Below are 21,591 nucleotides of genomic sequence, written 5' to 3' on the forward strand. Positions count from 1 at the left end.
GTCCCGCCCAAACCTGAACCTCAGGGCCAAACCCATCGGACACGCCGGGCAAGACGACAATTCAAAGCCTGCCCTCCGGGAGCTCCTGAGAGCCCACGGCGTGTCGAGGTCCGAACCAAACCCATTCCGCAACCGACCCTAAGGCGGACACGAAGTGAAATCCGGTCTTCACCCGTCTATGCAGGCCATGCGATTAAGCCATTGAGAAATCGAAATTCCTCGCGGGCGCCTGCAGTCTTGGACAGGACAAGGTCAGCCGGCGAACCGCCCGACCTCTGCCCGCATCCCACACCCGACGGGTTTCCCTCCTTTTCCGGCAAATCCTCACGGACGCCCTGAAAAAGAATGATCTCCATCGCTTGTTTTCGGAATGCGTGCACGAACGCGCCAGCCGAGGCCGGCACGTCCGGAAGCGGTTCTTTAACCGCTCGGGGCCGGCTTGCCAAGAGCAAAATTCACACCAGTTCCAATCCGTTGCCGCTGGCGCTTGACCCGGGCCGACAAGGGCCGATTCAGGCTCCTTTGACCCCGTAAGGCAGCGGCTTGCCCTCGAAAAACGCGGTCAGATTCGCCAGCACGCAGTTCTGCATGGCGACGTGTGATTCCAGGGTGTGGCCGCCGAGATGGGGAGCGAACACGACGTTGGGCAGCGCCGTCAGCGCGTCCGGGGCGTGCGGTTCCTTGTCGTAGACGTCGAGACCGGCGCCGGCGATGGTCTTCTCGGTGAGCGCCGCGACCAGGGCTTTCTCGTCGATCACCGAGCCGCGGGAGATGTTGACGACATAGCCGTCCGTCCCGAGGCGCTTGAGGATATCGGCGCTGACGGCATGCTGGGTCTCGGCCCCTGCCCGGACCGCGATCATCAGCACGCTGCACCAGTCGGCGAGCGCCTCCAGCGTCGGGAAATATTGATAGGGCAGATCGTACCTGCTGCGGCTGAAATAGCCGACTTCGCTCTCGAAGGACGCGCAGCGCGCCGCGATCTTGCGGCCGATCTCGCCCATGCCGTAGACGCCGATGCGGCGGCCCGGCATGCCGGCCTGCGGGCGCATCATCGGCGAGGGTTTTGACGCGGCCCAGTCGCCGCTTCGGACGTACTGGTCGGCAACCAGGAGCCGCCGCGTCGCCGCAAGCATCAGGGTCATCGCGATGTCGGCGACCGAGGCCGCATTGGCGCCGGGGCTATGCCCGACCGCGATGTTGCGGGCAGCAGCGGCCTTCAGGTCAACACCGTCATAGCCGGTGCCGTAGCAGACGATGGCGCCGAGCTTCGGAAACAGGTTCATCGCCTCCGCGCCCAGCGGCGTGCCGCCGGCGGTGAGCACCGCGCGGATGCCGCCGAGCTCGTCGGCCGAAAACACCTCGCGCGCCGGCTTGCCGCCGGTGTCGAGCAGCTCGAACCGCTCGGCGAAGCGCGCCATCATCGTCTTGGGAAAGCGCGAGTAGATCAGGACCTTGTCAGTCATTGTTCTTGTTTCCAGTGAACGCCGTCACAAACGACGAGGGGCGGAACTGGTTGCCCAATTCCGCCCCTCGCCTCATGCAATTTACGAACCTTAGCCGAGAATAGTGCCCGGCTCGACCTTCACGCCGGGGCCCATCGACGAGGACACCGCAACGCGCTGGATGTAGGTGCCCTTGGAACCGGCCGGCTTGGCCTTGGAGACAGCGTCAGCCAGAGCCTTGATGTTCTCGACCAGCTTCTCCTCGGAGAACGAGGCCTTGCCAACGCCAGCCTGCAGGATGCCGGCCTTCTCGACACGGAACTCGACCGAGCCGCCCTTGGCACCCTTCACCGCGCCGGTGACGTCCATGGTCACAGTGCCGATCTTCGGGTTCGGCATCAGGCCGCGCGGGCCGAGCACCTTACCGAGGCGGCCGACCAGCGGCATCATGTCGGGGGTTGCGATACAGCGGTCGAAATCGATCGTGCCGTTCTGCACCTTCTCGACCAGGTCCTCGGCGCCGACGACATCGGCACCCGCAGCCTTGGCCTCGTCGGCCTTGGCGCCGCGGGCGAACACGCCAACGCGGAGCGTACGGCCGGTGCCGTTCGGCAGGGTCACCACACCGCGGACCATCTGGTCGGCGTGACGCGGATCGACACCGAGATTGATCGCGACCTCGATGGTCTCGTCGAACTTCGCTTTCGCGCGTTCCTTGACCATCTTAATGGCGTCCGCCAGCGGATAAAGCTTTTCGCGATCAACACCTTCGCGGGCTTTGCTCAAACGTTTTCCGATTGCCATGACCGCTTACCCCGCCACTTCCAGACCCATCGAACGGGCAGAGCCCTCGACCATCTTCATGGCCGATTCGATGGAATCGCAATTGAGATCCTTCATCTTCTTCTCGGCGATCTCGCGCACCTGCGCCTTGGTCACCGCGCCGGCCTTGTCACGGCCCGGCGCCTTGGAGCCGGACTGAATCTTGGCAGCCTGCTTGAGGAAGAAGGACATCGGCGGCGTCTTCATCTCGAAGGTGAAGGAACGGTCCGCATAAATGGTGATGACCACCGGGATCGGGGTATTCTTCTCTTCCTTCTGGGTCTGGGCGTTGAACGCCTTGCAGAACTCCATGATGTTGAGACCGCGCTGACCGAGCGCGGGACCGATCGGGGGCGAAGGATTCGCCGCACCGGCCGGGACCTGAAGCTTCAGGTATCCGGTCACTTTCTTTGCCATGTAACGCTCCTGTTGGGCCGGCCTGGACCGGCGGTTTCAGGTTCGTGGTCTGGGTCGGATGCGGCTGGCAACCGCCCTCTCCCTCCCACGGCCTCTTGTTGCGCGAGACCGAAGTCTCGCGCCTACCCGATCAGACCTTCTCTACCTGACCGAATTCCAGTTCGACCGGCGTGGCGCGACCGAAGATCGACACCGCGACCTTCACGCGCGAGCGCGCCTCGTCGATTTCCTCGACCACACCCGAGAACGAGGCGAACGGGCCGTCGGCCACGCGCACGTTCTCGCCGATCTCGAACGACACCGACGCCTTCGGCCGTTCCACGCCCTCCTGCACCTGGTGCAGGATGCGCATGGCCTCGGCTTCCGAGATCGGCATCGGCTTGTTTTCCGCGCCGAGGAAGCCGGTCACCTTCGGCGTGTTCTTGATCAGATGAAACGCCTCGTCGGTCAGCTTCATCTTCACCAGCACGTAACCCGGGAAGAACTTGCGCTCGGCGTCGATCTTGCGGCCGCGGCGCACTTCCGTGACCTTCTCGGTCGGAACCAGCACCAGTTCGAACAGCTCCTCGAGCCCGCGCTGCTTGGCCTGCTCGCGGATCGATTCGGCGACCTTCTTCTCGAAGTTCGAATAGGCGTGGACGATGTACCAGCGCTTGTCAGACAATTGAGCCGTTGCTGTTGCCATCAGTGAATGCCCAGAAGGAAGGTGATGAGGTAGCGGATGATCTGGTCGGCGGCGAAGAAGAAGATCGAGGCCACGGCGACCATGACGAACACCATGATGGTGGTGATCGTGGTCTCGCGGCGGGTCGGCCAGGTGACCTTGGCGGTCTCCGAGCGCACTTCCTGCAAGAACTTGAACGGGCTGACTGCCATCGTTTGATGTCCAACGTCCGTCGACAGACGCGAATGAATTTCAGGGATCCGAACAGCCGCCGTTGGCCCAGCCCTCTGTCGAAGGATGAGCCGGAAATCGGGCTCGATTGTTCGGGGATTTCAAAGCCGCGCCGGAAATCCGCGTCTAACGGGCCGGCTGCGAGTGCGCGGTATCTACTGCGGATGGGACCAAAGGTCAAGATAGAGAGGGCCCGCCAGGGTAAACCGACCTCCGCGGACGACCGAGCAGAGACCAGGGCGATCAAGGGCTTATCTGCCGCCTGCAAAGAGCCATCCAAGGCCTCAGCCGGTTCCTTGCAGAACACCCCACCGGGGCGCCCCCCTCACCTGCCGCTCCTTTGGCGACCCCTCAAGGTCAGTCGGCCCGGTCGATCGTCGAAATGCCCGGCAACGGCACAACGAACTTTCCGCCCTCGGCGAAATAGCCGGCATGCTTGGCCCGGATCGGGTCCACATAGCGCCAGGCGAAGACGACGACGAACGCCGGCTTGCGCTCGTAAAGGGCGGCGGGCGGCAGGATCGGGATGTCGTATCCCGGGCCGGCCATCACGTTCCCCTTCTTGGGGTCGTCGTCCACCAGGAAGTCGATCTTGTTCTCCAGGCCGAACTGCGGCAGCAGGGTCGTGGTACCGACCGAGACGCCGTAGCCGGCCACGAGTTGGCCGCGCGCATGAGCAGCATCGGCCATCGCGACCAGCTCGTCGCGGATGGCGGCGATCCTCTTCGCATAGGGCACATAATAGGCCGGCTGGTCGACGCCGAGCCGATCTTCCTCGGCGATGAAGCGTGCGACCTGCACGGACGGCTTCTTGGCGCCGCCGGCACGCTGCACCGTCACGCGGATCGAGCCGCCCTTGGTCTCGATGTGCTGGACGTCGATCACTTCCATGCCGAGTCGCGCGAAGAAGCGCGTCAGCGGCTTGATGTTAAAATACGACAGATGCTCGTGATAGACGGTGTCGAGAAGGTTCTTCTCGGTGACGTCGACGCCATACTGCGTTTCGAAAACGAACAGCCCGTCCGGCGCAAGCACGTCGCGAACCCCGATCACCAGCGGATCGAGATTGTCGACATTGGCGATCATGTTGTTGGCGATCACGACGCTGGCCGCGCCGTGGCTTTGCAGGATGCGGCGACCGATGGCATCGGTGAAGAAATCGCCGATGGTCTCGATTCCCGCTTCCGTCGCACGCCGCGCGATGTCGACGGCGGGATCGACACCCAGCACCCGCATGCCGCGTTCCTTGAAGAAACCGAGCAGCGACCCGTCGTTGCTGCCGAGCTCGACGACCAGCGAGCCCGGCGCGATCGCGAACCGGCTGACGACGTCGTTGGCATAGCCTGCGAAATGCTCCCGCAGGCCAAGCGAGAGCGAGGTGGTATAGACGTAGTTTCGGTACTGGATCTCCGGATTGCCGACGTGGAGAATCTGCAGGTGGCCGCAGTCTGCGCACAGGTGCAGCGCCATCGGCACCGCGGCCCGAAAGACGGGATCCTCGACGCTGGCGTTCGGTACCTGGAAGTTCGGCGTCCCGATCGGCATGCCTGCCATCGGGACGACCAGCTCTTGCTTGTCCGAATGACAGAGGCGGCAGGTATGGCGGACGTAGAACAGGTTTTTCATCGTAGGACCGGAAAACGGGGACATGCGAGCGGGTGAGGCAATCTCACCCCGTGGTGATCAGATCGACGGCAATGGTCAAGAGAGTCAAGGGTGGCGCGCTCAATGTACACCAGCACGGCGGTCGACAGCAGCAGCTTCACCGAAAATAGCCCGCCTGCTTCAATCGCGACTGCATCGGATGCCCGCCTCAGGACGCCGGATATTCCGCGCGACCGATGATGAGGTCGATCGCGGCCATCATCCAGAACTGATGCGCGGTCTCGACGATGTTGTAGCTGCGGCTGTCGACGTAATAATTGACGTCGCCGAGATTGCGCAGCGGATTCTCCGCGTTCATGCCCGACAGCGTGATCACATCGAGCTTCATCTTCCGCGCCTGCACGACCGCATTGAGAATGTTCTTCGAGCGTCCCGACGAGCTGATCGCGACGAGGCAGTCGCCGGCGCGGGCGCTCAGCCGCACAGCATGCGCAAGCCAGTCCTCGAAACCGTAGTCATTGGCAAGGCACGACATCATGCTGGCATCGCTGAAGCAGAGTGCGGGCACCAATGCGTTCTTCGCCAGATCGATCGCGAGATGCGAAGCGATGCCGGCCGAGCCGCCATTGCCGATGAAGATGACGCGGCCGCCCTGCTCGCGCGCGCGCAACCAGGCCGTGCGGGTGGCGGAAATCCTGGCGCAAACCCCGTTGTCAATCGCCGTCGCGCGATGGAGGCGTCCCACATAATCGTCGAGGAAAGCCTTGTGATCGGGATCGATGGGCTCAACAGGCATGGGTTAGCAGCTCGACGGCAACATGACGCCCTGATACCGGCTATCACCAAGGATTGCAAAGGTATAATACCTTCAAAGTCTATCAGCAGCCGATTCGGTTTCCACCTTACACTCAACATTGGCGGGCCTGTTTCGCTGGGCATTCGCAGCACGGATGTTCCTATGAAATGCATCGTTACCGGCGGCGCCGGTTTCATCGGCAGTCACCTCGTCGATCGCCTCCTCGACGACGGTCACGAGGTCGTTGCGCTCGATAATTTCGTGATCGGACGCCCCGAAAATCTGTCCTCGCGCACTGATTCGAGTCGGCTGAAGATCGTGCGAGCCGACGTCACCGAACGCGAATCGATCAAGCCACATTTCGACGGCATCGACTGGGTGTTCCATCTCGCCGCGTTGGCCGACATCGTTCCCTCGATCGAGTCCCCGATCCCGTATCACCGCGCCAATGTCGACGGCACGGTCAACGTTCTCGAGGCTGCACGGCAGGCGGGCGTCAGCCGCTTCGTTTATGCCGCGTCGTCGTCCTGCTACGGAATTCCCGACGTCTATCCGACGCCGGAGAGCGCCGAGATCCGGCCGATGTATCCCTATGCCCTCACCAAGAATCTCGGCGAGCAGTGCATCATGCACTGGTGCCAGGTCTACAAGCTGCCCGCGGTCGCGCTGCGCCTGTTCAACGTGTACGGGCCGCGCCATCGCACCACGGGCACCTACGGCGCCGTGTTCGGCGTGTTCATGGCGCAGAAGCTCGCCGGCAAGCCCTTCACGGTGGTCGGCGATGGCGAGCAGACCCGCGACTTCACCTTCGTCAGCGATGTCGCCGACGCTTTCGTGACCGCCGCGCGCTCCGAGGTCTCGAACGAAATTTTCAACGTCGGCTCCGACAACACCTACAGTGTCAACCGGCTGGTCGAGCTTCTCGGCGGCGACAAGGTTCACATTCCCAAGCGTCCCGGCGAGCCCGATTGCACCTATGCCGACATCACCAAGATCAAGCGGATCCTGAAATGGACGCCAAAGGTAAAATTCGAGGACGGCGTCGCGACGATGCTGAAGTCGATGGATCAGTACAAGGACGCGCCGCTGTGGACAGTGGACAAGATCGCGGACGCCACGAAGGGCTGGTTCAAATATCTCGGTGACGACAACGACGCGGCGTCCGGCGCGCCGCAGAAGGCAAGCCAGTGAACAGGTTCGCGGGGTATCGTTGCCCCGAATCGATCAATTCCGGGCCGTCCGGCTGAGGCCGGGCGGCGCTTTGGGTTATTCACATGGGCAATCTTCCGACCGACAATCCCGCGTCGAGCGACCAACTGGCGGCGCACGAAAAGATCAAGTCGATCGAGGAACTGGGCGAGATCGCGCGGTCCGCGCAAGCGCGGGGCAGGAAGGTTGCACTCTGTCACGGCGTCTTCGACCTCGTGCATCTCGGCCATATCAGACACATCCAGGCGGCGCGCAACGAGGGCGACGTCGTCATGGTGACGATCACCGCCGACCGTTACGTCAACAAGGGACCGGGTCGGCCGATCTTCCCCGAAAACATGCGGGCCGAGATGCTGGCCTCGCTCGCGAACGTCGATTGGGTCGGCATCAATCACACCTCCAGCGCCGAGCCGATCCTGGATACGGTGCGGCCGGACATCTATGTGAAGGGGTCCGACTACGAAAACCCCGAAGACGACGTAACCGGCAAGATCCGGACCGAGCGCGACGCCGTCGAGCGTCACGGCGGACGAATCGTTTTCACCCGTGACGTGACGTTCAGCTCCTCGTCGCTGGTGAACCGGTATTTCGACATCTACGATCCTCCACTCCGCGACTACCTGCAAAAAGTCCGTGAAGGTGGCGGCGCCGAACGCCTGCTGAAGCTGATCGACAAGGTGCAGGACATGCACGTCGTGCTGGTCGGCGACACCATCATCGACGAATACCAGTATGTCACGGCGCTCGGAAAGGCCTCGAAGGAAAACATCGTCGCCACGCAGTTCAAGAGCGGCGAGCAATTTGCCGGCGGCGTCATTGCCGCGGCGAATCATGTCGCGAGCTTCTGCAAGTCGGTGGAGATCGTCACGACGCTGGGTGGCAACGACTACCCTGAGGAGTTCATCCGCGCGCATGTCCGCCCGAATGTCACGTTGACGCCGATCCGCCTTCAGGGCCGTCCGACGACCCGCAAATCGCGGTACGTCGAACTCGGATACCTGCACAAGCTCTTCGAAGTCTACACCATGGACGACACGCCGCTCGACGAGGCCGATCGGAAGGAGATCGACCGTATCGCTACGGATCGCGTGCGTGGCGCGGACGTGGTGATCGTCACCGATTTCGGTCACGGCATGATCGCGGCGAGCACGATCGACACCCTGATCGCCAACTCCAGGTTCCTGGCGGTCAATGCCCAGAGCAACAGCGGCAATCACGGCTACAACCTGATCACGAGGTATCCGCGGGCCGACTACATCTGCATCGACGCACCGGAAGCGCGCCTGGCGGCAACCGACAAGTTCAGCGACATCGCATCCGTGATCGAGACCGGCCTGCACGGCAAGATCGACTGCGACAACATGATCATCACGCACGGCTCCTTCGGCTGCTACCCCTTCTCGTCGAAAACCGGTGTCACGCGCGTTCCCGCCTTCACCAAGACCGTCGTCGACACCGTCGGCGCGGGGGACGCCTTCCTGACCATCACCGCGCCGCTGGTCGCCGCCGGCGGCAACATCGAGGACGTCGCCTTCATCGGCAACGCAGCCGGCGCGATCAAGGTCGGGATCGTCGGCCACCGCAGCTCGGTCGAAAAGGTGCCGCTGGTCAAGTTCGTCACCGCGTTGTTGAAGTAGCGCGACGGTAGATACTGGAGAACGATAGTGATTGGTCGAAAATGGAATGTGATGGTCACCGGTGGTGCCGGCTATGTCGGTAGCGTGCTGGTTCCCCAGTTGCTCGCCGCCGGCCACAAGGTCACCGTGCTCGACCTGTTCATGTATGGCGAGGACGTGTTCGATGCCGTCCGCAGCGATCCCAATTTGCGCCTGATCAAGGGCGACATCCGTGATGAAGCCGCGATCAACGAGGCCCTGCGCGGCAACAACGCCGTGATCCACCTCGCCTGCATCTCCAACGACCCGTCGTTCGAGCTGGACCCGGGGCTCGGCAAGTCCATCAATTACGACTGCTTCCGGCCGATGGTGCGCGCCGCCAAGAAGGCGGGCATCAAGCGCTTCATCTATGCTTCCTCGTCCAGCGTCTACGGCATCAAGGACGAGGCCGAGGTGACCGAGGATCTGTCCTGCGAGCCCCTCACGGACTACTCGAAGTTCAAGGCGATGTGCGAGACCGACCTTGCCGACGAGGCCGCGTCCGGTTTCGTCGCCTGCACGGTTCGTCCCGCCACCGTCTGCGGCTACGCACCGCGACAGCGGCTCGACGTCGTCGTCAACATCCTGACCAATCTCGCGGTCAACACCGGCCGCATCCGCGTGTTCGGCGGATCGCAGCGCCGGCCCAATTTGCACATCGAGGACATGTCCGCGGCCTATCTGTTCCTGCTCCAGCAGGACGACGCCAAGATCGACGGCAAGACCTACAATATCGGCTACGAGAACCACTCGCTGATGAAGATCGCCGACATCGTCAAGTCGGTGGTCGGCAGCAATGTCGACGTCGTCGTCGAGCCGACCGACGATCTCCGCTCCTACCACGTCTCTTCGGAGAAGATCCGCCGCGAGCTCGGCTTTGCGCCGTCCCACACGATCGAGCAGGCCGTGTCTGGCCTCGTAGACGCTTTCAAGGGCGGCCGCCTACCGAACTCGCTCAACGACCCCCGGTATTTCAACATCAAGATGATGCAGAACATCAGCCTGAAGTGAGCGGCGTGCGGATCGGCATCGATTTCGACAACACGATCATCTGCTACGACAAGGTCTTTGCCGCCGTCGCACGTCAGCGTGGGCTGGTGCCGGAGGGGTGGGAGGGGCTGAAGACCGACGTACGGGATCATCTCCGGTCCCGCGCGGGCGGCGAGCTCGCCTGGCAAGGACTGCAAGGCTTCGTCTACGGCAAGGGAATTGGCGGCGCCGAAATCTATCCGGGGGTGCGGGAATTCCTGGCGGCGTGCAGGCAGGCCGGTGCGAAGGTCTCCATCGTCAGCCACAAGACCCGATTCGGTCATCAGGACCCCGACTGCACCGACCTGCGCGACGCCGCGCGCAGCTGGCTGCGGGGAGCCAGCCTGATCGACGCTGCGGATGCGGCGCTGACCATCGGCGACGTCTATTTCGAAGACACGCTGGCCGCCAAGGTCGAGCGGCTCGCGAGCCTGGAGCTCGACGTCTTCATCGACGATCTCGTCGACGTATTCGAGCAACCGCATTTTCCGAAGGCCACGCGATCGATCCTGTTCACGCGGTCACAGCCTCCCCACCCCGAACACTGCAAGCCGATCGCGACATGGGCCGATATCCGCCGCGAGGTGTTTGCGGCATGAGCGAGACCGACATCACCGCGCCGGATGCGATGGCGATCGGCAGCCGCCTGGCCGGTGGGCGTGTCGCAGCCGCCCAGCCGGCACGGTCCGGCGGCAACAACAGGGTGTTTCGGCTGGAGATGGCGGAGGGACCGCCCCTTGCCCTCAAGCATTATCCGTCCGACGGACGCGATCGCCTGGGACAGGAGTATGATGCACTCTCGTTCCTGGCGCGCCACGGCATCATGTCGACGCCGCGGCCGGTCGCGAAGGACGCGGATGCGTTCTGCGCGCTGTACCAATGGTTCGACGGCGAGCCCGCGGGGCTGCGGCCCCAGGGGGACGACGCCGACCAGCTCGCCGATTTCCTCATCGGGCTGCAGAAACTGCGCGACGCCGAAGGCGCGCAGAATTTGCGCAACGCCTCAGCCAGCATCTTTTCGCCCGAGGCCGCTATTGCCCAGTACGAGCAGCGTCTGGACGGACTGAGGCGAGCTTCGGATAATCATCCCGACCTGCGCGCGTTCATCGAAGGCAGCCTGGTTCCCAGCACTGACGTCGCGATTCGGCAGCTCCGCCGGCGCTACGCGGAACTCCGTCGGGATCCCGCAGCGGACCTTGCGCCCGGCCATCGCGCGCTAAGTCCGTCCGATTTCGGACTGCACAACGCATTGCGCGCCGAAGACGGGTGCTTGCGATTCATCGACTTCGAATATTTCGGCTGGGACGATCCGGTCAAGCTCGTGTCCGACACCGCCATTCACCCCGGCAGCGACCTGCCGGAGGCGAGCGCGAATCGCTTGATCGAACGGCTGTCGCTCGCCTTCGAGGCGGGCGATGACGCGTTTGCGATCCGCCGGGACGTACTGTATCCTGTGTTCAAGGGAATCTGGTGCCTGATTGTCCTGAACGCCTATTTGCCGGACAGCCGCTCCCGGCGCGCAATGGCTGCGCAAGGTGGCGATGTTACGATCCGCCTCGCCGGTCAGCTCGACAAAGCCCGCCGGCTTCACCAGACGATTCGCCCAACCGATTTACCGACGTGATCCAGATCTCACCCCACGCTGAAGCCGCCCTCACCTGCACGCTGGACGAGCGCAGCCTTTATCTGCGCCGACTGGTCCTCGCTTCTGTCCGCTCCGCCGGACGCGGACATGTCGGTCCGGCATTGTCGCTGATCGAGATGGTCCGCGTACTCTACGACGACGTGCTGCGGATCGATCCGAACAACCCGCGCGATCCGGCCCGCGACCGCGCGATCCTCAGCAAGGGACACGGGTGTCTGGCGCTCTACGCGCTGCTCGCCGATCGCGGCTTCTTTCCGCTGTCGGAGCTGGACGGCTTCTGCGGCCCCGACAGCATTTTGGGCGGACATCCCGAATACGGAATGGTGCCAGGGGTCGAGGCGTCGACCGGCGCGCTTGGACACGGCCTGTCGATCGGTGTCGGCCTCGCGCTCGCCGCACGCATGCGCGAGCGCACCTACCGCACCTTCGTCCTGCTCGGCGACGGCGAGATCAACGAGGGATCGGTGTGGGAAGCTGCCATGGGCGCGGCCAAGCACGGGCTCGACAATCTGGTCGCGCTGATCGACTACAACAAGCTGCAGAGCTACGGCCCCACCGATTACGTCCTGCCGCTGGAGCCGCTCGCGGACAAATGGCGCAGCTTCGGCTTTGCCGTCCAGGAGCTCAACGGCCACGACGTCGGCGCCCTGCGCGCCGTCCTGAAGCAGGTCCCGGCCGTTCCGGGAAAACCCACCGCGATCATCTGCCATACCGTCAAGGGCAAGGGTCTGCCGGTCGCGGAATCCAACGCCGATTGGCATCACAAGAACAAGCTGACCGACAGCGAGCTCGACGCCATCCGCGTCGCCGTCGGCGATTTTTGATCGGCCCCCCATGCGCAACACCGCCATGAACATGGTCCACAAGCTCGCCACGCGCGACGAGCGTGTGCTTTACATCGGCTCCGATCCGGGCGCGGGCACCTTGCGCGCGATGAGCAAGGAGTTTCCCAAGCGCCACCTGATCGAAGGCATTTCGGAAGCGCACATCATCGGCATGTCGGCCGGTCTCGCGATGGAAGGCTTCGTGCCCTACGTCAACACCATCGCCACATTCCTGACCCGCCGCTGCTACGAGCAAGTCGCCGTCGATCTCTGCCTGCACAATCTGCCGGTACGGCTGATCGCCAATGGCGGCGGGCTGGTCTATGCGCCGCTCGGCCCCACCCACCAGGCGATCGAGGACATCGCCATTATGCGGGCGCTGCCGAACATGACGGTGGTCTGCCCGTGCGATGCCGACGAAGCGGCGCGCCTGATGGAGCAAACGCTCGACTGGACTGGGCCGATCTACATCCGGCTCGGCAAAGGTGGCGACGCCGTCGTCTCGAGGGCCGAGCACGGCTTTGAGATCGGCAAGGCCATCCTGATGCGGCCGCCCGGCGACGTCGTCATGATCACGACAGGCATCATGCTCCAGCGCGCACTCGCTGCGGCCGACCTGCTGGCCGCGCAGGGCATTCGTGCCGGCATCCTGCACATGCACACGGTCAAGCCCCTCGACACCGAGGCGCTGCTGCAAGCGATCCGGGGCACCAGGCTCGTGGCGACGCTGGAGGAGCACGTGCCCTCCGGCGGCCTCGGCAGCGCAGTCGCGGAGGCGCTGATCGACAAGCTCGGCTCTGGCCTGCCCGCGATGCTGCGGTTGTCGCTGCCGGACCGGTTCATGCACAATTACGGATCGCAAGATTCGCTGCTGAAGAAGCACGGACTTTCCGCCGACGCCATTGCGACCTCGATCGAGCGCGCGCTCACCGCCTCGCACACGTCCTATCCTCAACTTCATTCCACCTGACGGGCCCCATGCACGACGTTCGATATTCCTATCTGCTCGAGCAATTCTCCGACCCGGCACCGATCCTGGCCGAGATCGGCCGACTGGTGGCGACCGGTGACTTCACCCTGGGCAAGCCGGTCGCCGAATTCGAACGGCGCTTTGCCGAGCTGATCGGCGTGCGTCACGCCATCGGCGTCGGATCGGGCACCGATGCGCTCAAGCTGCCGCTCAAGGCGCTCGGCATCGGCCATGGCGACGAGGTCATCACCGCCGCCAACACCTTCATCGCCACCGTCGGCGCCATCGCGGAGACCGGCGCGACGCCGGTGCTTGTCGACTGCGACGACTCCTTCTGCATGAACGTCGACTACGTCGAAGCCGCGATCACGGAGAAGACCAAAGCGATCATGCCGGTTCAGTTGACTGGCGAGGTCACCGACATGGGCAAGCTGATGGCGATCGCCCAGCGTCGCAACATCCCCGTCGTCGAGGATTCCTGCCAGGGCATCCTGTCGGAGTTCGCGGGAAAACGGTCCGGCACCCACGGTATCGCGGCCGGCTTCTCCCTGCATCCACTCAAGAACCTCAACGTCTGGGGCGATGCCGGTGTCGTCGTCACCAATGACGACGGGATGAACGAGCGGCTTCGTCTGATCCGCAACCACGGCATGAAGAATCGCGACGAGATCGCGATCCTCGGCTGCAATTCGCGGCTCGATTCCCTCCAGGCGGTGGTCGGCAACTGGCTGATCGGCCAGACCAGCGAGATCACGCGCCGTCGGATCGAGAACGCGGCCTATTACGACGCGGGCCTTGCCGGCCTGCCCGGCCTGCGCGTTCCGCCGCGCCGGCCCAACGTGAAGCACGTCTACCATCTCTACATGGTGTTCGCCGAGCGCCGCGACGAGCTCTACAAATACTGCCTGGACAACGGCATTGAAGCGAAGATCCACTATCCCATCCCGCTGTATCAGCAGGAAGGCCTCAAGCACCTCGGCTACGCGCCGGGCACCTTCCCGGTCACCGACCGCCATGCCCAGGAAGTCATCAGCTTCCCCGTCGACCAACATCTGACACGGGCGCAGCAGGACCGCGTCATCGAGATCGTCCGGAAGTTCTGCCATGGACGCTGACACCGGGCGCCGGCGCATCAGTTACGTCAATCTTCCCGCGCAATTCGAGGAAGAGCGCGTTGAGATCATGCAGGCGGTCGAGGGTGTGTTTCGCCGCGGCGATTTCATCGGCGGCGCGGCCGTTGCGAAGCTCGAAGAGGAGCTCACCACCTATCTCGGTTCGCCGCACGTGGTGACGCTGAATTCCGGCACCGATGCGCTGATCCTGTCCTTGAGGGCGCTCAACATCGGTCCCGGGGACGAGGTGATCACCCCGCCGAATTCGTTCGTGGCATCGACCGCCGCCATCATCGCCGTCGGCGCCACGCCGGTGTTTGCGGACGTGCTGCCGGACCAGAATATCGATCCAGCCGCGGTCGAGGCCGCCGTCACCTCGCGGACCAGGGCGATCATGCCGGTGCACCTGACCGGGCGCATGGCCGACATGAACCCGCTGATGGCGATCGCGGCCAAACACGCTCTCGCCGTGATCGAGGACAGCGCGCAGGCCGTCGGCTCGACCTATGACGGGCGTATGAGCGGGACCATCGGAACGTTCGGCTGCTTCTCCGCCCACCCGCTGAAGAACCTCAATGCCGCCGGCGACGCGGGCTTCGTCGTCACCGCCGACGCCGGGCTTGCCGCGAGAATTCGCCGCCTGCGCAATCATGGCCTGATCAATCGCAGTGACGTCCAGGAATGGGGCATCGTGTCACGCCTCGACACGGTCCAGGCCGAGGTGCTTCGCATTCGCTTGCGTCACCTGCCCTCTGTCATCGAACGCCGGCGCCGCAACGCCGCGCAATACCGCGCCGAACTCGCCGGCCTTCCCCTGTTCATCCCGGTTTGCCGCAACATCGAGTTCAACACCTTCCACACCTTCGTCGTGCAGACGGACCGTCGCGACGACTTCCAGAAATATCTTGCCGACAAGGGTATCGAGACCGCGATCCACTATCCGGTACCAATCCACCTCCAGGAGGCGGCGGCGCATCTGGGTCACGGCCGCGGCGCGTTCCCGGTGACCGAACGGCAGGCGGATCAGATCCTCACGCTTCCCATCAACCAGTTTCTCTCGGCCTCGGACATCAGCTATGTTTGCGCGACCGCCCGGGAGTATTTTGCATGACGGACACGGCTTTCCTCGAGGCCGATGAGCAGGCGCTGGCGCAACGCTTCATCGACGACGGCTTCGTCACCACGCCGGCCGACGATCGCGCCGGGCTCGACCGGATCCAGCGGCGCGCCGCCGATCTCGCGGCGGACTATCTGAAGCTGCCGCACGGCAACGATCCCTATGCGATGCTCGACACCATCCACACCCGGGTAAATGTGGATGATCTCAACGGCCTGCGGCTGCACGTCTTCAACGGCCTCAACGCCGAGCCCTGGTTCCGGCCGACCTATTTCCGTCTGGCGCGCTCGACGATCGAGACCATCGTCGGCAACGAGCTCTGCATGCAGCGCCGCGTCAATCTCAGCATCCAGCTGCCGGGCGATGATTCGTCGCTCCTCGCCACCCATTCCGACGTCTGGTCGGGCGACTCGCCGTTCGAGGTCGTGGTGTGGGTCCCGCTGGTCGACGTCCACCGCACCAAATCGATGTACCTGTTGCCGCCGTCCCTGAATGGCGACATGCAGGACCGCATGGCCAGCCTGCGCAGCGCCGAGGAACTCTACAAGACCATCGAGCCGCACGCGACCTTCATCGAGATCCCCTACGGTCACGTGATGCTGTTCAACCAGACCCTGATGCACGGCAATCGCATCAACGAGGAAGCCGGCTCGCGCTGGAGCATGAACTGCCGCTTCAAGAGCATCATGTCGCCCTACGCGGACAAGCGGTTCGGCGAATTCTTCGAACCGATCCTGCTGCGCCCGGCGACACGCGTCGGCATGCAATACAAGCTGCCGGGAGGCTTCCATGGCTGAGCGAGCCGGCCATCGCGGCTATATCGGCGCCCGGCCGCTGAACGGCAGCCGTACCCCGCAGCACGTCCAGAACATCGTGATCCGCGACTACGCGCGGCGGAAGAACCTGCATTATCTGCTCAGCGCCGCCGAGCACACCATGCAGGGCAGCTACATGGTGCTCGAGGACATCCTGGACGAGCTGCCGCGGTTGCGTGGCCTGATTCTCTACAGCATCTTCATGCTGCCGCCCGAAGAGGCACGGCGGCGGGAAATCTACGACCGCGTGCTGAGCGAAGGTTGCGACCTGCACGCCGCCGTCGAGGAGATCACACTGTCGTCGCGCGACGGCATCCAGGCCGTCGAGGACATCCTGCTCGTCAACAAATTCGCGACCATCCTGTGACGATGCCGCGGACCGGTTGGAGACAATGACCGAGATCAACCTGCTCCAGCCGATGCACGCATCGACCAAGCGGAACTACGTTCAGCGGGTGGTCGAGCACGACAAGGCGGAATCCGCCACTGTCGCGCGGCAATGGGGACACGACTACTGGGACGGCGACCGCCGCTATGGCTATGGCGGCTACCGCTACGACGGACGGTGGCGCCCGCTCGCCCAGACCCTGATCGACCGCTATGGCATCAAGCCCGGGATGAGCGTGCTCGATGTCGGCTGCGGCAAGGGCTATTTGCTCTACGAATTCACCCAGCTCGTCCCCGGCCTCACGATCGCCGGCATCGACATCTCCGACTATGGCATCGCCAACGCCAAGGAGGAGGTGCGGCCGCAATTGAAGGTCGGCAGCGCCGTCGAGCTCCCCTATCCCGACCACAGCTTCGATCTCGTGGTATCGCTCGGCGTGCTCCACAATCTTCCGCTCGAGGACGTCTTCCGCGCCGTGCCGGAGATCGAGCGCGTTGGGCGTGGCGCCTCGAAATATCTGATGGTGGAATCGTTCCGCGACGAGCGCGAGAAGGCGAACCTGCTCTACTGGCAGCTCACTTGCCTGAGTTTCCACGGTCCGGAAACGTGGGCCTGGATCTACGACAAATGCGGGTACCGGGGCGACCATGGGTTCATCTTCTTCGAGTGATGCAGCGGGCCTGCGCCGGCCGACTTCGCTGCGTGCGCAAAATCCCGAAGTGTATTATTCGGACGACGCCATCGTCACGGCGGATGACGCCACGATCGCGGAACTGAAGCGCATCGCCGCAGGCAATCCGCGTCTGCGCAGCCGGCTGTGCACGCATCCCGATCCCTCGTCCGGCCTGCACGAGATGCTGATCGTGCATCATCGCGAGGCCTATGTGCGGCCTCACAAGCATTTTGGCAAACCCGAGTCGTTCCACGTCATCGAAGGCACCGCGCAGGTGGTGATCTTCGAGGATGACGGCCGCATTCGCGACGTGCTCGAGATGGCGCCTTACGGCCAGGGCAAGCGCTGCTATTACCGGATGCCCGAGCAGGTGTTCCACTCGATCCTGATCACCTCGGAATGGCTGGTGTTTCACGAAACCACCGCCGGTCCGTTCGATCCCTCCCGCACGGCATTTCCCGACTGGGCTCCCGAGGGCAGCGATGCCGCCGAGGTCCAGGACTACGTCACGAAGGTTGGTGCGCTCGCCGCGGAGCATCTGGCGAGGCCAAAGATTTCAACCGCCGTCGCTGCTCGAGGAGTCCGCCGTGACTGATCGAGGATCCCGGTGCGGCAACTTAAGAATTGTGGCACGACCTGTGGCGCTATATAGGCTTCAACTGCGTGGCGTACCGCCCGAGGCGGCGATCTTTCCTTGCTTTTCCAGCATAGAGCCAAACCCGTGACCGATCATTGCCGCCTCTGCCATTCGACCAATTTGCGCCCGGTCATCGACCTCGGACAGATGCCGATAGCACATCGGCTTCGGCACAGCCGGGACGAACAGGACGAACGGTATCCGTTCGAGGTGCTGGCGTGTGGCGAGTGCGGCCTGCCCCAGATCGTCAAGCCGATCGATCCCGACATTCTGTATCGGCAGTTCAACTACAATTTCAGCAGCTGGAAGCCGGAGCCGCACCAGGTCGACGAGCTCGATACCATCGCCAAATTCTCGAACCATCAATCCGTGTTCGAGATCGGATGCAACGACGGCCTGTTCATGGACAGGCTTCGCGAACGCGGTGCGAGGGTTTTGGTGGGCGTCGAGCCCAACCCGGTGTCGGGCAAGATCGCCCGCGAGCGCGGCATCAAGGTCTATGCCGACATGATCAGCCCGGCGCTCTGTCATGACGCGGCCGCAGAGGCCGGCAAGTTCGACCTCGTCGTCTCGCGACAGGTGCTGGAGCACATCGTAGACTTCGAGAACTTTTTCGACTGCGTGAAGATCGCGCTCAGCGACGACGGGCTGCTGTTCATCGACGTGCCTGATTTCGCGCCGGGATCGACGGCGGGCGACCTCTCGGTCCTCTGGGAAGAGCACGTCAGCTACTTCACCGAGCCGACGCTGCTTGCGTTGCTGGCGCGCCACGGCTTCGAGGCGGTGTCGGTGAAGAAATACAATTTCAGCGGCGGCAGCCTTGCGATCGCAGCGCGCCGTGCCGCGGGCGCGGTGACGGCGCCGCCAGCGCCGGCTGGCGTCGGCGAGAAATTCGGCCAGCGCGCAAGGGAGTATGGCGCGCGGCTCCGCCCGATCCTCGCCAAGGCCCGCGCCAACGGCGCCGAGATCGCCATCTACGGCGCCGGCTGCCGCGCCTGCACCTTCACCAATGCCCATGGACTCGCGGATCTCGTCGACCTCTCGGTCGACGACCAGAAAGAGCGTCAGGGCTTGTTCCTGCCCGGCACCGGCATTCCGATCCGTTCGCCGGAGGACCTCGCCGGCAAGTCGGGTCCGCTCGTCTGTCTTCTCGCCGTGAACCAGGAGAACGAAGACAAGGTCAGCAGCCGGCTGCGCGAAAACGTGAAGCGTCCGCTCCACATCGTTTCGATCTTCGCGCCCTCGGACATCTGGAGCGAACTCGATCGCCTCGAGGCGGCCGCAGGGTCGCGGCATGGCTGAGGACAAGCTCTTCAACTACTACGAACGTCAGGACGTCCTGCCGACGTTCGGGAATTTCAAATCCGCCGCCGAACTCGAAGCCTATGCCGGCGTGCGGCGCGAGTTGTTTTCGGACAAGCTGGTGCTGCCGCCGCGGTTGTTCCGCGACGCAGACGTGCTCGAATTCGGCCCCGATTCCGGCGAGAACGCGCTGGTGTTTGCGGGCTGGGGCGCAAACATGACGCTCGCCGAGCCGAACCGGCATGCGCACGCGAAAATCCAGGCTTACTTCGCGCATTTCAGCCAAGCCCAACGTCTCCGCGAACTCGTGTCGTTCGATGTCGAAGGATTTCGCAGCGAACGTCAATTCGACATCATCGATGCCGAAGGATTCATCTACACGGTGCAGCCGACCGAAAATTGGCTCGGCATCTTTCACCGGCTGCTCAATCCGGACGGTTACGCCGTCGTGTCCTACTACGAGCGCTATGGCGGCTTCTTCGAGCTCGCGCTCAAGGCGATTCATGCGGCCGGCAAGGTGCTGACGGGCCGTCCCGGGCTCGAAACGGCGAAGATGCTGTTCGACGCGAAATGGAACAGCATCCCGCATACGCGCAGCTTCGAATCCTGGCTGATGGACGTGCTCGAAAATCCCTTCGTCCGGCACCGCTACTTCCTCGACGCGGGAGCCTTGTGTACGGCGGCACACGAGCAGGGATTCGATATCCATTCGGCGTGGCCCGCCTATCGCGACAGCCTGGACGTCTACTGGCACAAGAAGGTCCTGTCCGATGACGAGAAGCTGCGGCGCGCGGCGCGCCATCTCGGCCGCAGCCGTCTGAGCTTCCTCGGCGGACGGAAGCTCTATCTGGCCGGCAAGACCGAAGCGGTCGACGCGATCTCGGCTTCGATCGAGACACTGGTTCTCGATGTCGATGCGATGATTGACGACCCCTTCGGCGCCAGCCTGCCCCGCGTGATCGCGAGCCTCGCGTCGCTGCGCGAGACGATACGGACGACGGAAATTCTCGCCGACGATGCTTCCGACGTCGACGCCATCATCGCGACCCTCGACAGCTTCCATCGTATCTTTGGCGCGATCGCGCGACGGGATGTGTCCGCGGTCACCGCCCTCACCCAGTCAGACCCGGCTTTCATCAACACCTGGGGACAGCCGGCGCATTTCCTCGTCATCCGGAGCGCTTCGAGGGATCCTAGCAAGTGAGGCCAGGCATTGGCATCATCGGAACGGGCATGGTCGGCCAGATGTGCCACCTCGCCAATTTCGCGGCCAATCCCGCCTGCCGCGTTGTCGCGATCGCGGATCTCCGGCCTGACCTCGCCGCCGCAGCGGCGCAAAAATTCGGCATCGCGCGGATCTACGGCACGCACCGGGACCTGCTGGCGGACAGCGAGGTGTCCGCCGTCGTCGTCGTGACGAAGCGTCGCGCCACCGGTCCGATCGTGCTGGATGCGTTGAACAGCGGCCGCCATGTGCTGTCGGAGAAGCCGATGGCCTACACCACGGCTCAGGCCGTTGCACTGGCCGAGGCGGCGCGGCGGCAAAACCTTGTCTACAGCATCGGCTACATGAAGCGTCACGACGCCGGCGTGGCGCGCGCGGTAGCCGAGTTGGCTCGCATTCGAGCGGATCAGTCGCTTGGACGCGTTATCGGCGCACGAGGCTGGTGCTTCGGCGGCAACACTGGCCGGTCGCAGGACAACTTCGTCATGACCGGCGAAGCGCGGCCGGACGGGCTCGAGCTCTGGCAGGACGGCCCCGACTGGATGCCGGGTGCGATGCGACCCGGCTACGACAATTTTCTGAACGTGTTCAGCCATATCATCAATCTCGCGCGCTACGTGCTCGGATCGTCGCCGGCCGTCGCCGAAAGCACCGTCGAGACCTCGGGCGCGGCGACCGTCACACTCGACTTCAACGGCGTCGCCTGCGCGCTGCAACTCGCGAATGGATCCGAAGGCGTCTGGCGCGAGGGGTTGAGCATCGCGTTCGAGCGGGGCGCACTGACCATCGAATTGCCCCCGCCTTTTGCCGAGCAGGAGGCGGAGGTCGTCCTCGATCAGCAAGGACAACGTACGCGATTGTCGCGCGACAAGAGTTGGGCGTTTCGGCGTCAGGCCGAAGCATTCGTCGCCGATATCGTCGAACAGAGGGCGCCGCTGGCGTCCGGCGAAGATTCCGTGGCCGACATCGCCGTTGCGGAGGCGATCTGGAAACCGCGGGTCAGCGGCTAG

General features: G+C 63.8%; 23 protein-coding genes. 16 read left to right on the plus strand and 7 right to left on the minus strand.

The window, feature by feature from the left end; all coding sequences use genetic code 11:
* Positions 1 to 512: 512 nt before the first annotated feature.
* The 7 genes from JQ591_RS29255 to JQ591_RS29285 form a co-directional block, all read right to left on the minus strand.
* Positions 513 to 1,466 (minus strand): 2-hydroxyacid dehydrogenase, encoded by a 954-nt coding sequence (locus JQ591_RS29255; protein WP_211399444.1) that lies wholly within the window; start codon positions 1,464 to 1,466, stop codon positions 513 to 515.
* A 90-nt stretch (positions 1,467 to 1,556) separates the two neighbouring features.
* Positions 1,557 to 2,249, minus strand: coding sequence for a 50S ribosomal protein L1 (rplA, locus tag JQ591_RS29260; RefSeq protein ID WP_211399445.1), 693 nt, complete (start codon positions 2,247 to 2,249; stop codon positions 1,557 to 1,559).
* Positions 2,250 to 2,255: 6 nt separating this feature from the next.
* Complete coding sequence (gene rplK / locus JQ591_RS29265; RefSeq protein WP_007602986.1) at positions 2,256 to 2,684, minus strand: 50S ribosomal protein L11; 429 nt, start codon at positions 2,682 to 2,684, stop codon at positions 2,256 to 2,258.
* 130 nt (positions 2,685 to 2,814) lie between these two features.
* Positions 2,815 to 3,369: a transcription termination/antitermination protein NusG gene (nusG, locus tag JQ591_RS29270; protein ID WP_007602985.1), complete on the minus strand. Its 555-nt coding sequence runs from the start codon at positions 3,367 to 3,369 to the stop codon at positions 2,815 to 2,817.
* Positions 3,369 to 3,560, minus strand: a complete 192-nt coding sequence (gene secE, locus JQ591_RS29275; protein ID WP_007611620.1) for a preprotein translocase subunit SecE — start codon at positions 3,558 to 3,560, stop codon at positions 3,369 to 3,371. The genes nusG and secE overlap by 1 nt, the downstream gene beginning before the upstream one ends.
* Positions 3,561 to 3,936: 376 nt before the next feature.
* Positions 3,937 to 5,205, minus strand: a complete 1,269-nt coding sequence (locus tag JQ591_RS29280) for a class I SAM-dependent methyltransferase (protein ID WP_211399446.1) — start codon at positions 5,203 to 5,205, stop codon at positions 3,937 to 3,939.
* A gap of 187 nt (positions 5,206 to 5,392) precedes the next feature.
* The gene (locus JQ591_RS29285; protein ID WP_211399447.1) at positions 5,393 to 5,980 is read right to left on the minus strand and encodes an SIS domain-containing protein; all 588 of its coding nucleotides are present in this window, start codon (positions 5,978 to 5,980) and stop codon (positions 5,393 to 5,395) included.
* A 162-nt stretch (positions 5,981 to 6,142) separates the two neighbouring features.
* On the opposite strand from JQ591_RS29285, the gene JQ591_RS29290 reads away from it, so the two are divergent.
* The 16 genes from JQ591_RS29290 to JQ591_RS29365 all read left to right on the plus strand — a co-directional run bounded on the left by JQ591_RS29290 (position 6,143) and on the right by JQ591_RS29365 (position 21,591).
* Positions 6,143 to 7,171: an SDR family oxidoreductase gene (locus JQ591_RS29290; protein WP_211399448.1), complete on the plus strand. Its 1,029-nt coding sequence runs from the start codon at positions 6,143 to 6,145 to the stop codon at positions 7,169 to 7,171.
* 83 nt (positions 7,172 to 7,254) lie between these two features.
* On the plus strand, positions 7,255 to 8,826 hold the full coding sequence (locus JQ591_RS29295; protein WP_211399449.1) for a PfkB family carbohydrate kinase: 1,572 nt from the start codon (positions 7,255 to 7,257) through the stop codon (positions 8,824 to 8,826).
* A 27-nt stretch (positions 8,827 to 8,853) separates the two neighbouring features.
* The gene (locus tag JQ591_RS29300) at positions 8,854 to 9,855 is read left to right on the plus strand and encodes an NAD-dependent epimerase/dehydratase family protein (protein ID WP_211399450.1); all 1,002 of its coding nucleotides are present in this window, start codon (positions 8,854 to 8,856) and stop codon (positions 9,853 to 9,855) included.
* A gap of 5 nt (positions 9,856 to 9,860) precedes the next feature.
* On the plus strand, positions 9,861 to 10,472 hold the full coding sequence (locus tag JQ591_RS29305) for a hypothetical protein (RefSeq protein ID WP_249137872.1): 612 nt from the start codon (positions 9,861 to 9,863) through the stop codon (positions 10,470 to 10,472).
* A complete protein-coding gene (locus JQ591_RS29310) occupies positions 10,469 to 11,497 on the plus strand; it encodes an aminoglycoside phosphotransferase family protein (RefSeq protein ID WP_211399452.1) in 1,029 nt (342 codons plus the stop codon). Before JQ591_RS29305 ends, JQ591_RS29310 begins: the two co-directional genes overlap by 4 nt.
* Positions 11,494 to 12,342: a transketolase gene (locus JQ591_RS29315; protein ID WP_211399453.1), complete on the plus strand. Its 849-nt coding sequence runs from the start codon at positions 11,494 to 11,496 to the stop codon at positions 12,340 to 12,342. The genes JQ591_RS29310 and JQ591_RS29315 overlap by 4 nt, the downstream gene beginning before the upstream one ends.
* A 10-nt stretch (positions 12,343 to 12,352) precedes the next feature.
* Positions 12,353 to 13,312 carry a transketolase family protein gene (locus tag JQ591_RS29320; RefSeq protein WP_211399454.1) on the plus strand — a complete coding sequence of 320 codons (960 nt, stop codon included), beginning with the start codon at positions 12,353 to 12,355 and terminating at the stop codon, positions 13,310 to 13,312.
* An 8-nt stretch (positions 13,313 to 13,320) separates the two neighbouring features.
* Positions 13,321 to 14,427, plus strand: a complete 1,107-nt coding sequence (locus JQ591_RS29325; protein ID WP_211399455.1) for a DegT/DnrJ/EryC1/StrS family aminotransferase — start codon at positions 13,321 to 13,323, stop codon at positions 14,425 to 14,427.
* On the plus strand, positions 14,417 to 15,535 hold the full coding sequence (locus tag JQ591_RS29330; RefSeq protein ID WP_211399456.1) for a DegT/DnrJ/EryC1/StrS family aminotransferase: 1,119 nt from the start codon (positions 14,417 to 14,419) through the stop codon (positions 15,533 to 15,535). The genes JQ591_RS29325 and JQ591_RS29330 overlap by 11 nt, the downstream gene beginning before the upstream one ends.
* Positions 15,532 to 16,338, plus strand: a complete 807-nt coding sequence (locus JQ591_RS29335; RefSeq protein WP_211399457.1) for a sporadic carbohydrate cluster 2OG-Fe(II) oxygenase — start codon at positions 15,532 to 15,534, stop codon at positions 16,336 to 16,338. The genes JQ591_RS29330 and JQ591_RS29335 overlap by 4 nt, the downstream gene beginning before the upstream one ends.
* Entirely contained in the window at positions 16,331 to 16,723 is a 393-nt protein-coding gene (locus JQ591_RS29340; RefSeq protein WP_211399458.1) for an LIC12192 family sporadic carbohydrate cluster protein, read from the plus strand. The genes JQ591_RS29335 and JQ591_RS29340 overlap by 8 nt, the downstream gene beginning before the upstream one ends.
* Before the next feature lie 25 nt (positions 16,724 to 16,748).
* Positions 16,749 to 17,414 (plus strand): class I SAM-dependent methyltransferase, encoded by a 666-nt coding sequence (locus JQ591_RS29345; protein ID WP_211399459.1) that lies wholly within the window; start codon positions 16,749 to 16,751, stop codon positions 17,412 to 17,414.
* Entirely contained in the window at positions 17,392 to 18,012 is a 621-nt protein-coding gene (locus JQ591_RS29350; RefSeq protein ID WP_211399460.1) for a WbuC family cupin fold metalloprotein, read from the plus strand. Before JQ591_RS29345 ends, JQ591_RS29350 begins: the two co-directional genes overlap by 23 nt.
* Positions 18,013 to 18,138: 126 nt before the next feature.
* Complete coding sequence (locus JQ591_RS29355; protein ID WP_211399461.1) at positions 18,139 to 19,356, plus strand: class I SAM-dependent methyltransferase; 1,218 nt, start codon at positions 18,139 to 18,141, stop codon at positions 19,354 to 19,356.
* The gene (locus JQ591_RS29360; protein ID WP_211399462.1) at positions 19,349 to 20,560 is read left to right on the plus strand and encodes a class I SAM-dependent methyltransferase; all 1,212 of its coding nucleotides are present in this window, start codon (positions 19,349 to 19,351) and stop codon (positions 20,558 to 20,560) included. The genes JQ591_RS29355 and JQ591_RS29360 overlap by 8 nt, the downstream gene beginning before the upstream one ends.
* Complete coding sequence (locus JQ591_RS29365; protein WP_211399463.1) at positions 20,557 to 21,591, plus strand: Gfo/Idh/MocA family protein; 1,035 nt, start codon at positions 20,557 to 20,559, stop codon at positions 21,589 to 21,591. Before JQ591_RS29360 ends, JQ591_RS29365 begins: the two co-directional genes overlap by 4 nt.

This window comes from Bradyrhizobium canariense (assembly GCF_018130465.1).
Classification (GTDB): Bacteria; Pseudomonadota; Alphaproteobacteria; order Rhizobiales; family Xanthobacteraceae; genus Bradyrhizobium; species Bradyrhizobium canariense_C.